We start from the raw sequence: 12,008 nt of genomic DNA, 5'->3' as shown, positions 1-12,008 counted from the left end.
GAGGGGGTGCTAGTATGCTTAAAAACTATATAGGAATATTAATGCTAAATGAGAACGAAGATAATATTAAAAGTTTGACAAAATCAAGGCCTATAGCATCTATACCTATAGGTGGACGATACAGAATTATTGATTTTGTGCTTTCAAATATGGTTAATTCAGGTGTTCATAATATAGGTATATTTGCTAACACAAAAACTAGATCACTGGTGGATCATTTAGGCTCAGGTAAATCTTGGGATTTAGATAGAAAAATAAATGGATTATTTTTATTTAATTTCACAACAGATGGATCGCAATTAAGAGATATAGATGCATTAAGTGATAATATGGAATATATTCAAAGAACAAAGCAAGATTATGTAATAATATCTTCCTCATATATGCTATGCAACATGGATTATAATGAGGCTGCTAAATTTCATGAGGAATCAGGTAGTGATATAACCCTATTATACAAAAAAACAATTAATGGGAAGAAGCATTATGTAAATAGCAACACACTGTATATTAATGAGGAAAATAAGGTTTTGAGCATTGGCAAAAACATCGGGGCAGAGGATAAACTAAATATATCCATGGAAATGTTTATAATGAAAAAAAGTACCCTTATAACCCTTATAAACAACGGCGTTCAGACAGGTTATCATAATTCAATAAAAGCAGCTATTTATAATAGCGTATCCCAGCTTAATGTAAATGCATTTGAGTTTAAAGGATACCTTCAATGTGTAAATTCTATAAAAAATTATTACAAAACAAGTATGGATATGCTAAATGGAAAAGTAACCAAGGAATTATTTTTTAACAATGGGTTAATATATACAAAGAGCAAAGATGGAGCACCAACTAAATACTTTAATGGGTCAAATGTTAAGAATGCACTTATATCCAATGGATGTATTTTAAAAGGAAGTATAGAAAATAGTATAATTTCAAGAAGGGTCACAGTGCACGAGGGTGCGGAACTTAAGAACTGCATAATATTTGAAAATTGCGAAATCAAACAAGGATGTAAATTAACTAATGTAATAATTGATAAGAATACTATTATAAATGAGAATACAGTATTAAAAGGGGATGAAGAGTTCCCCGTTGTTATAGAGAAAAAATCCAGATTAGAATAATAAAACTAAGGCACAGGAGGTTTAGTATGAAAGTATTATTTGTGGCATCAGAAGCTTATCCTTTTATTAAAACTGGAGGTCTTGGGGATGTAGCATACGCACTACCTAAAGCATTAAGAAAGATGGGTATTGATGCAAGAGTTATTATACCTAAATATAGTGCTATTCCCTTCTCCTTTAGAAATTGTATGGAAAGTGTAGCTAGCTTTACTGTTCCAGTTGGATGGAGAAATCAATATTGTGGTTTGCAATATTTAACTTATGACGAGGTGCCTTATTACTTTGTAGATAATGAATACTATTTTGAAAGGCCTGAGATATATGGATGTTATGATGATGGAGAGAGATATGCTTACTTTTCAAAAGCAGTACTAGAAGCTATAAAACACATGGGGGATTTTGTGCCAGATATAATTCATTGCAATGATTGGCATTCCGGGATTTTGCCAGTACTCCTTAAAGATAACTATAGCAATGACGAAATGTACAGTGAAATAAAAAGTGTGTTTACTATTCATAATTTAAAATATCAAGGAGTATTTCCAAAAGAAATACTTAGTGATTTATTAAATTTAAATGAGGGATATTTTAGAGATGATGCATTGAAATTTTATGATGCAGTATCCTTTATGAAGGGTGGAATTGCATTCTCAGATGTTGTAACTACTGTAAGCGAAACCTATGCAGAGGAAATACAGACTTCATTTTATGGGGAGGGACTAGAAGGATTATTGCGCTCAAAATCAAAAAAACTATACGGCATAGTAAATGGTATAGATTACGAACTCTACAGTCCTATTGTGGACAAAAAAATAGTTTACAATTTTGATGAAAACTCTTTAAACCAGAAGGTGAAAAACAAATTAAAGCTTCAATCTGAACTATGTTTTACCGTAAATGAAAATATACCAATGATAGGAATTGTCACTAGACTAGTAAAACAAAAGGGTTTGGATTTAATAGTAGAGAAACTCCAAGAACTTTTAAGCCTTCCTATTCAAATAGTTTTGCTTGGTAATGGTGATGGCTACTATGAGGATATATTCCAATATTATGCTTCTATTTACCCAAGTAGGATATCAACAAATATTGTTTTTGATGCGGCGCTAGCTCAAAGAATATATGCTGCTTCAGATATGTTTTTAATGCCATCCTTATTTGAACCATGCGGTATTGGTCAGCTTATAGCTCTTAAATATGGAAGTATTCCAATTGTACGTGAAACTGGGGGATTAAAAGACACCATTACACCATATAATAAATATACTGGTAATGGAAATGGTTTTTCTTTTACCAATTATAGTAGTGATGAATTAATGGATGCCATAAATATGGCTCTAGATTTATATAATGACAAAGATTCCTGGAACAAATTAATTAACAATGCCATGACCTCAAACAATAGTTGGGAAAATTCAGCTAAAAACTATATAGAGTTATATAGTAATTTAATAGGGTAGATTAACGACATTTCAGAAGGAAAGTTTCCTACTTTTATAAATGGGAGATCAATACTATAACAAAGAGAAAACTTCAGTGGGAGTCTAAATTTCCTTCTGAAGTCGTTAATTGCAGCTCCGCAGGAGATGATTTTATTTGTTGTAGATTTTAAAATTTCTAGGTGGTGAATATTGTGGTAATTGATAAAGAAGAGTTTAAGATAGATTATATAGAAAAATTACAGACGATGTTTGCAGAAGAGGCAGTGGATGCGTCACGGCTACATCAATATGTTGCATTAGGTGCATTAATAAAAGATTATTGCTCTAAAGCTTGGATAGAAACTAATAAAGAGTATGGAGAGAAACAAACAAAACAGGTCTATTATTTTTCAATGGAGTTCTTAGTTGGCAGGTTACTTAATAGTAATTTAGTTAATTTAGGTATAAAGGATATTTGCGAGGAAGCATTTGGTGAACTCGGAATTGATTGGATAGATATAGAAGATATAGAACCCGATGCTGGACTTGGGAATGGTGGTCTTGGAAGGCTAGCAGCATGCTTCTTAGATTCTATGGCATCTACGGAGGTTCCTGGTCATGGGTGTGGTATAAGGTATAAATATGGACTATTCAAACAGAAAATAGAAGATGGTTATCAAGTAGAAGTTCCTGATAATTGGCTTAAAAATGGTAATGTTTGGGAAATAAGAAAAGAAAATAAGGCTGTAGAGGTGAAATTTTCTGGAGATGTATATTTAAAGGAAGAAAATGGGGAAATGAAAGTTATCCATGAGAATTACCAATCTGTAAGAGCTGTACCTTATGATACTCCAATAAAAGGATATAAAAACAACACTGTAAATACCTTAAGGCTTTGGAGTGCTGAGACTATGGAAGAAGATTTTGATTTTTCTTCCTTTAGTCAAGGAAATTATGCAAAAGCAGGTGAGGATAAATATTCAGTGGAGGCTATTTCACAAGTTTTATATCCAGATGATAGCTATGAAAAAGGTAGATTATTAAGGCTAAAGCAAGAGTATTTTTTTGTAAGCGCCGGAATGCAAAGTATCGTGAAAAGCTATAAAAAGATGAAGATTTCACTTAGTGAGTTTCATAAGCATGTGGCGGTACAGATAAATGATACCCACCCAGCTGTAGCTGTGGCTGAACTAATGAGATTATTAATGGATGAGCAGGGATTACCTTGGGAGGAAGCCTGGACCATTACAAATGGTACAATGGCATACACTAACCATACAATTATGGCAGAAGCACTAGAAAAATGGCCTGTAGAAATGTTTAAAAAATTGCTTCCACGTATTTACATGATTATAGAAGAAATAAATAGGCGTTTTTGTAATGAAATTTACCATAGGTACAATGGAGATTGGAATAAGGTTAATAAAATGTCCATTATTCATGATGGATATATAAAGATGGCATACCTGGCTATTGTAGGAAGTCATTCTGTTAATGGGGTCGCAAAATTGCACACAGAATTATTAAAACACCAAGAACTTTCAGACTTTTATGAATTCTTTCCAGATAAATTTAATAATAAAACTAACGGAATAACTCATAGAAGATGGTTACTAAATTCTAATGAGGATTTGGCAAACCTTATAACTGACACCATAGGTGACAAGTGGATAAAGTCTCCAAATAAACTCCAAAAATTAATGGATTATGCCACAAATTCTACTTTTCAAGAGAAAATACAAGATATAAAAACAAATAATAAGATAAGTTTTTCAAATTATATAATGACAAACTATGGCACAGAAATTGATCCAAGTTCCATATTTGATGTTCACGTAAAAAGATTGCATGCCTATAAAAGGCAACTTTTAAATGTTTTCAATATAATGCATTTGTATAATCAGCTTCGCGAAAATCCAAATTTAGATATAGTACCGAGAACTTTTATATTTGGTGCAAAGGCTTCTCCAAGTTATTATTTCGCAAAACAAAATATTAAACTTATTAATACACTAGCTAAAAAGATAAATAATGATCCTATAGCTAGAGATAAAATAAAGATAGTATTCCTTGAAAATTATGGAGTGTCACTTGCCGAGAAAATTATTCCTTGTGCTGATGTCAGTGAACAGATATCTACTGCGTCTAAAGAAGCGTCTGGAACTGGTAATATGAAATTCATGATGAATGGAGCTATAACAATAGCCACTTTAGATGGGGCTAACGTAGAGATATTTGATGCAGTGGGAAGAGAAAATATTGTTTTATTCGGACTAACTTCCCAGCAGGTAATAGAGTATTACAAGAATAAAAATTATAGAGCTTCTGATATTTATAATAGCGACGTTAGATTAAATACCATTGTAAATCAGCTAGTAAATGGATTTCTAGATACTCATAAAATGGAATTTATGAGTATCTATGATAGTTTGATTCCACACAATGATGAATTTTTTGTACTTAAAGATTTTGATTCTTATGTAAGTGCTCAATGTGAAGTTGATAGGTTGTTTAGACAAAAGGCAATTTGGCAAAGAATGGCTATTACAAACATTGCTCAGTCGGGAATATTTTCCAGTGATAACACTATAAAGCAGTATGCAAAAGAGATTTGGGATACACCAGCGGTTAGGATTAAATTATAATTATATAGATTAAGATAAATAACAAGTCGGTATGTTAGCCTATTAATAGGGTATCGTACCGACTTGTTATTTATTTAGTGGGATATAGTTTAAATACAGATGGGTTATATAAATATTATGTCATTGGGATTTAGATAGAAAAATAAACGGTCTATGCTAGATACTAAGGTAAGCAAGGAATTATTCTTTAAGAATGGATTAATCTATACAAAGTATAAAGATGAAGCTGCCACTAATTATTTTAATGGATCAAAAGTTAAAAATGCTTTGATTTCTAATGCTTGCATTTTAAAAGGTATCATAGAGAATAGTATAATTTCGAAAAGGGTGATTGTACATGCTGGTGCAGAAATTAAAAATTGCATTATATTCAAAAACTGTGAAATAAAAAAAGGATGCAAACTTACTAATGTTATAATTGACAAAAATACTATTATAAGTGAGAACACAGCATTAACGGGGGAGAAGAATTCCCAGTTATAATTGATAGGGAAATTCGACTATAGCAATTTAAAAGACTAAAGGAAGGTTTTTTCAAACAATATTGGAATTATAAAATTATCAGGTTATATTAGTGAAAAAAATGTTGAATTAATGAATAAAATGTTGTAGTATTGTTATTATAACAAATACATACACGAACAATTAATGAGAAAATAAAACTTAATATTCGCAAACTCATATATGCTTAGAAATATGGACTAAGCGTTTCTACCAAGTAACCGTAAAATACTTGACTATGGGTGTTTTAATAAAACGGTTCAATAATTTTAAGATAGGTTATTATTGTTGTTCTTGCCTTTATTTCAAAGTTTAAAGAGCTTCTTCTTTAAGATTAAAGAAAGTACTCTTTATATTTGTGTATTTTAGGTTTAATATTTTTATTATAAACTCCCTAGTTATAGTTAACTGTGGAGTTTTTTTTGTATTTAAAGTATGTTAAAAATTTAATGAATAAAGGAGAAAAATTATGGAAACATTAAAGAATAAAATATTATCTGAGGGAACAATAATAGGCAGTGAAATCTTAAAGGTTGATAGTTTTTTAAATCATCAAATTGATATAAACCTTTTTAACGAAATTGGGCAAGAATTTAAAGAAAGGTTTGCGGGTCATGAAATTACAAAAATATTAACAGTTGAAGCCTCTGGTATAGGAATAGCATGTATTGTAGCCCAATATTTTGGTAATGTTCCTGTAGTTTTTGCGAAAAAACATGAAGCAACTAATATGGATAGCGAAACATATGAAGCTGATGTGTTCTCTTTTACAAAAAACAAGAACTATAAAATAAGGGCTAGTAAAAAATATATAAATTCGGAAGATAAAATTTTTATAATTGATGACTTTCTAGCAAATGGAAATGCAGCCATGGGACTTGTACAAATAGTACGTCAGGCTGGAGCAGAGATTATTGGAGTGGGAATTGTAATTGAAAAAGCATTTCAAGATGGACGCAGCCGAATAGAAAAAGAAGGCATTAGGGTAGAGTCGCTGGCCATAGTAAAATCTATAAAAGATAGCAAGGTAGTTTTTAAATAATAAGGGGACAGTTAACAATTAATGCACTTTTTTTAAGAGGGACGGTTAACAATTAATGCACTTTTAAAATTTTAAATGTCAAAGAATTATTAATTGTCCCCATTTAAATGTCAAAAAGTTGTTAACCGTCCCCAACTATTTTTATCAAAGAAGAATAGAGGGGGAATTATAATGAAGAAAAAAATAAGCAGTTTATTAATAGCCTTTACTTTTGTTATATCTTTAGGGCTAGTTGGATGTAGTAGCGAGAAAAAAGTTGAGACCAAGGTTAGTGAAAAAAAGGCAATAGCCGTAGGATTTATATATGTAGGACCAGTAGGAGACGAGGGTTGGACATATTCTCATGATGTAGCAAGAAAAGAGCTTGAAAAGCAGCTAGGGGTAAAGACGCTATCTAAAGAATCAGTAAAAGAAGATTTAGCGGAAGTAGAAAAGGTATGCGAAGAAATGATTAATCAAGGCGCTAATGTTATCGTAGGAACAAGTTTTGGATTTATGGACGGAATGGAAGCATCAGCTGCAAGACATCCTGAAGTTAAGTATCTACATGCATCTGGATACAAAACTTCAGAAAATATGTCAAATTATTTTGGCCGAATATACCAAGCGAGATATCTTTCAGGTAAAGTTGCTGGAATGAAGACTAAAACCAATAAAATTGGATATGTAGCAGCTCATCCAATTCCAGAAGTAATAAGAGGAATAAATGCTTTTGCTCTAGGGGTACAATCTGTGAAACCAGAAGCTGTAGTAAAAGTAAAATGGACTAATACCTGGTATGACCCAGCTAGAGAAAAAGAAGCAGGAAAAGCACTAATTGCAGAAGGTGTAGATGTAATTACTCAGCATCAAGACACTGCTGGACCACTACAAGCAGCAGAAGAAGCAGGAATATCTGCTATTGGGTATAATACAGATATGAAGGCTAAAGCACCTAAAGCATATATGACATCACCAGTTTGGAATTGGACACCATATTATGTTGAGCAAATAAAAGCTATTCAAGCAGGTACTTGGAAATCAGGAAGCTATTGGAAGGGTTTAGAGTCTGGAATAGTTTCTCTTGCACCACTAACTGAAAATGCACCAACTGGAGCAAAAGATGCCGTAGAAAAAGGTAAAGCAGCTATTCTGAGTGGGGAAAACAAAATATTTGAAGGTCCGCTAAAGGATCAAAGTGGAGTGGTTAAAGTTGCAAAAGATAAAGTGATGACAGATGAGGAATTACTTCAATTTAATTGGTTTGTTAAGGGAGTAGAAGGGAAAATAGAAAAATAATATATGATTAGAAAATATAGGTTTGAGAATTTAAATATGGAACGGAGAATTTAAATATGGATAAAATCCCTTATGTATTTATAGAAAATATTAGTAAGACCTTCGGGAAAGTAGTAGCTAATAACAATATGAATCTAACGGTGCATGGTGGAGAAATCCATGCACTTCTAGGTGAAAATGGGGCAGGCAAAAGTACACTCATGAACATGTTATCTGGGGTATACACTCCAGATAGCGGTTCTATTTTTATTCACGGGAAAAGTATGGATTTCACTTGCCCAAAGGATGCTATTAAAGCTGGAGTAGGAATGATTTATCAACATTTCAAATTAGTTGAGGAAATGACTGCTAAGCAAAATATATTATTGGGTCAAAATAGTGGCATATTTTTTAAGGACAAGTTAGAAATTAGAAAAATTAATGATATATGTGAAAAATTTCAGTTGGAAATAGATATAAATAAATATGTTTGTGATATGGCAGTTGGAGAGAGGCAAAACCTTGAAATATTGAAGGTGCTGTATAGAGGTGCTGACATTTTAGTATTAGATGAGCCTACTACTGTATTTACACAAAGTGAAACAGCCAAATTGTTTAAAATAATGAAGAAGATGAAAGAGCAAGGGTGCGCAATTATATTTATAAGTCATAAAATGGATGAAGTAATGGAGATTTGTGACAGGATTACTGTTTTAAGAAAAGGTGAAGCTGTAAAAACTGTGGAAAAAGAAAATACAACTCCAAAAGATTTAACGGAACTCATGATGGGACGCAAGGCAGATTTATCTATAAATCGTGTGGATAAAGAGCCAGGAGAAATATTGCTACAAGTAAAAGATTTGAAAGTATTAAATGCTGAAAAGGCAGAAATAATTAAAGGCATGAGTTTTACCCTAAGACAAGGAGAAATTCTTGGCGTTGCTGGTATTGCTGGTAGTGGACAGAAGGAATTATGTGAAGCCATTGCAGGAATTGAAAAGGCCGCCAGTGGTGAAATATTTTTTGAAGGAGAGAATCTGGTAGGGAAATCTCCTAGGGATATTATTAATAAAGGTATAAGCATGAGCTTCATACCAGAGGATAGATTAGGCATGGGCCTTGTTGCGTCGTTGGACATGGTGGATAACCTTTTACTAAAGGATTATCATAAACAAAAGGGACTATTTATAGATAGAAAACCAGTCGTAATCAAAGCTCGAAATATGGTAGATAAGTTTGACATTAAGACGCCAGACATATATCATCCTATAAAATATTTATCCGGTGGTAATATTCAAAAAATATTAGTGGGAAGAGAATTAAGCATGCACCCAAAGATACTTATTATGGCATATGCCGTAAGAGGGCTAGATATTAATACCTGTTATACAATTTATGATTTAATAAGTGAAGAAAAGAAAAAAGGAACGGCGGTATTATTCATAGGAGAAGATTTGGATGTACTAATGCAATTATGTGATAGGATCATGGTAATTTGCCATGGTGAGGTAACTGGTATTGTTTCTGCAGTGGATGCCTCAAGAGAAAAAATTGGCATGATGATGGTTGGGAAAACAGTTGAGGAGGAGGTGTAGATGATGCAAATTGTTAAAAGAGCTGAAATCAGTAAAACTGATAATTTTAAAATTAGATGCATTGCAGTACTCCTATCCCTTTTGGTACTAGGCATGTTTTTGCTCCTAATTAAACTTAATCCTATAGAAGTATATGCGGCACTTATAAAGGGTAGTCTAGGCTCTTCTTATAGTATTAAGCAGACACTTATTAAAGCGATACCACTGATTATAACTTCGCTTGGAATATCTATAGCTTTTAAAATGCAATTTTGGAATATTGGTGGAGAAGGACAAATAGTTATGGGTGCGTTTGCTGCTAGCTTTTTTGCTTTAAAATATCCTCATATGGATAAATTACCACTGCTGCTAATAATGTTTTGCGCGGGGATTTTAGGCGGGGGCTTATGGGCATTAATTGCAGCCTTGCTTAAGGGGAGATGGAAAACTAATGAAACCATTGTAACCTTAATGCTAAACTACATAGCCTTAAAATTTATAACATATTTACAATATGGACCTTGGAAGGATAAGAGGGCAATGGGTTTCCCTAAAATACCTAATTTTTCACCAAATGCAACGCTTCCAGAGGTTTTTGGTATACATATGGGATGGGTAATCGCAATTATACTTGTTATTTTAGTTTATATTTTCATGAAATATACTAAAAAAGGCTATGAAATTGCAGTGCTAGGAGAAAGTGAAAAGACAGCCATTTACGCAGGCATTAAAATTAGAAAAACCATGTATATAGCTATATTTTTAAGTGGCGCTCTATGTGGAATTGCCGGTGTAATTCAAGCTTCTGCGGTAAGTAGAACCTTGACTGCAGAAGTGGCAGGCGGGGCTGGATTTACAGCTATAATTATAGCTTGGTTATCAGCACTCAGTGCGCCTATTATAGTAATAGTAGCTATACTTTTTGCGGCGCTTTTAGAGGGAGCTTCCTTTATTCAAACAGCCTTTGGAATACCTCAAGCGGCGGCACAACTAATACAAGCGGTTATACTATTTTTCGTATTAGGTAGTGAATTCTTTACTAGATATAAAGTGAATTTTCATAAAAAGAAAATGAAGGTTAAAATTGATAGTGAACAAATTAAAGCAGAAAAGGGAGGTAAATAAAAATGAATAGTATAACAACATTTTTAGCAGCTGCAGTTGTAGCTGGTACACCTCTACTTTTTGCTACCTTAGGTGAAATATTAACTGAAAAAGTAGGAAATCTTAATTTAGGTGTAGAAGGTATGATGCTTATGGGCTCTGTCATTGGATTTATGGCGGGGTTAAGTACAGGGAGTCCAATTATAGCCATGGTAGCTGCAGCAATTGCAGGAGCCTTTGGAGCACTGATTTATGCATTCTTAACTATAACCCTAAGAGCAAATCAAGTTGTATGTGGCCTTACACTAACTATATTTGGAACAGGCTTTTCCAGTATGGTAGGTAAAAAATTGATTGGGCAAGTTACTCCAGATAAAATTAAAAGTTTTTTTGTACCTAAAAGAATTCCAATAATAGGAGATATACCTTTTATAGGTGATATATTTTTTAATCAAGATGTGTTTGTATATCTTGGATATGTTATAAGTCTACTTTTATTTATATATTTATATAAAACAACTAAGGGGCTAAACACCATGGCAGTGGGAGAAAACCCTGCAGCCGCTGACGCAGCTAGTATAAATGTTACTTTATATAAATATGTTAACACGTTAATAGGTGGAGCTCTTTGTGGTCTTGGTGGAGCATATCTATCTCTTGTTTATGTACCAGCGTGGCAGGAAAATGTAACAGCGGGCAGAGGATGGATAGCGGTGGCCTTAGTTATTTTTGCAACTTGGAGACCTCATAGAGCACTTATAGGAGCATATCTATTTGGTGGTCTTGACATATTAGGATTTAGACTTCAGGGCCTACCTAATTTTGCAGTATCTCAATATCTTATTGATTTACTACCTTATGTGGTTACAATAATAATTTTAGTAATAGTTTCCATGAATAAATCTAGTAAAAATTCACCCCCAGCTGGACTTTCTAATGCCTATTTTAGGGAAGAAAGATAAGAGGCAGTGGCGGCAATGGGAATTGGGCAGCAGGGACGGTTAACAACTAATGCGATTTTAAAGAATGACGGAACCTGGGGACGGTTAACAATTAATGTACTTTTATAATCATGAGAGTAGGGAGAGCTGGGGGGACAGTTAACAATTAATGTATTTTTAAATGCAAATAGTTCAAATAGTTGTTAACTGTCCCCAAGGATCCCCGAGAATTTCCCCAACTATTTTAAAACAACTTTGTATTTTATGATTTTTTTGTGTATAATGGATAGTGTGATATTTAAATGGTAGCAATGATGAGAAAATCAGATAAACAAAACTGATTTTATGGTCATTCTATGAAATCATCAAAATAAGCAGGATTTGAATGAGTATATA

At 33.0% G+C, this 12,008-nt stretch carries 9 protein-coding genes and 1 riboswitch; all 9 genes read left to right on the top strand.

What is annotated here, in order from left to right; translation table 11 throughout:
- Positions 1–14: 14 nt before the first annotated feature.
- The 9 genes from glgD to KPL50_RS08125 all read left to right on the top strand — a co-directional run bounded on the left by glgD (position 15) and on the right by KPL50_RS08125 (position 11,633).
- Positions 15–1,127, top strand: a complete 1,113-nt coding sequence (gene glgD / locus KPL50_RS08165; RefSeq protein ID WP_216297971.1) for a glucose-1-phosphate adenylyltransferase subunit GlgD — start codon at positions 15–17, stop codon at positions 1,125–1,127.
- Positions 1,128–1,153: 26 nt separating this feature from the next.
- On the top strand, positions 1,154–2,587 hold the full coding sequence (glgA, locus tag KPL50_RS08160; protein WP_216297970.1) for a glycogen synthase GlgA: 1,434 nt from the start codon (positions 1,154–1,156) through the stop codon (positions 2,585–2,587).
- 173 nt (positions 2,588–2,760) lie between these two features.
- The gene (locus KPL50_RS08155) at positions 2,761–5,193 is read left to right on the top strand and encodes a glycogen/starch/alpha-glucan phosphorylase (protein WP_216297969.1); all 2,433 of its coding nucleotides are present in this window, start codon (positions 2,761–2,763) and stop codon (positions 5,191–5,193) included.
- A gap of 153 nt (positions 5,194–5,346) precedes the next feature.
- The gene (locus KPL50_RS08150) at positions 5,347–5,676 is read left to right on the top strand and encodes a hypothetical protein (protein ID WP_216297968.1); all 330 of its coding nucleotides are present in this window, start codon (positions 5,347–5,349) and stop codon (positions 5,674–5,676) included.
- 175 nt (positions 5,677–5,851) lie between these two features.
- Positions 5,852–5,953: riboswitch (purine riboswitch) on the top strand.
- A gap of 210 nt (positions 5,954–6,163) precedes the next feature.
- Positions 6,164–6,736, top strand: coding sequence for a xanthine phosphoribosyltransferase (locus tag KPL50_RS08145; protein WP_216297967.1), 573 nt, complete (start codon positions 6,164–6,166; stop codon positions 6,734–6,736).
- Positions 6,737–6,907: 171 nt separating this feature from the next.
- Complete coding sequence (locus KPL50_RS08140) at positions 6,908–8,014, top strand: BMP family ABC transporter substrate-binding protein (protein WP_216297966.1); 1,107 nt, start codon at positions 6,908–6,910, stop codon at positions 8,012–8,014.
- A gap of 56 nt (positions 8,015–8,070) precedes the next feature.
- Positions 8,071–9,588, top strand: coding sequence for an ABC transporter ATP-binding protein (locus tag KPL50_RS08135; protein WP_216297965.1), 1,518 nt, complete (start codon positions 8,071–8,073; stop codon positions 9,586–9,588).
- Positions 9,589–10,692, top strand: coding sequence for an ABC transporter permease (locus KPL50_RS08130; RefSeq protein WP_216297964.1), 1,104 nt, complete (start codon positions 9,589–9,591; stop codon positions 10,690–10,692).
- Between the two features lie 2 nt (positions 10,693–10,694).
- Positions 10,695–11,633, top strand: a complete 939-nt coding sequence (locus tag KPL50_RS08125) for an ABC transporter permease (protein WP_216297963.1) — start codon at positions 10,695–10,697, stop codon at positions 11,631–11,633.
- Positions 11,634–12,008: the final 375 nt, after the last annotated feature.

It is taken from the genome of Clostridium sp. CF012 (assembly GCF_018861755.1).
GTDB lineage: Bacteria > Bacillota > Clostridia > Clostridiales > Clostridiaceae > Clostridium_AD.
This window is presented reverse-complemented; position numbering and strand designations above follow the sequence as displayed.

Bases quoted from the DNA above. Each gene is read 5' to 3' on its own strand.
- KPL50_RS08125 (WP_216297963.1), top strand. From the start codon at position 10,695: ATGAATAGTATAACAACATTTTTAGCAGCTGCAGTTGTAGCTGGTACA.
- KPL50_RS08140 (WP_216297966.1), top strand. From the start codon at position 6,908: ATGAAGAAAAAAATAAGCAGTTTATTAATAGCCTTTACTTTTGTTATA.
- KPL50_RS08150 (WP_216297968.1), top strand. From the start codon at position 5,347: ATGCTAGATACTAAGGTAAGCAAGGAATTATTCTTTAAGAATGGATTA.
- KPL50_RS08145 (WP_216297967.1), top strand. From the start codon at position 6,164: ATGGAAACATTAAAGAATAAAATATTATCTGAGGGAACAATAATAGGC.
- KPL50_RS08135 (WP_216297965.1), top strand. From the start codon at position 8,071: ATGGATAAAATCCCTTATGTATTTATAGAAAATATTAGTAAGACCTTC.
- KPL50_RS08130 (WP_216297964.1), top strand. From the start codon at position 9,589: ATGATGCAAATTGTTAAAAGAGCTGAAATCAGTAAAACTGATAATTTT.
- glgA (WP_216297970.1), top strand. From the start codon at position 1,154: ATGAAAGTATTATTTGTGGCATCAGAAGCTTATCCTTTTATTAAAACT.
- glgD (WP_216297971.1), top strand. From the start codon at position 15: ATGCTTAAAAACTATATAGGAATATTAATGCTAAATGAGAACGAAGAT.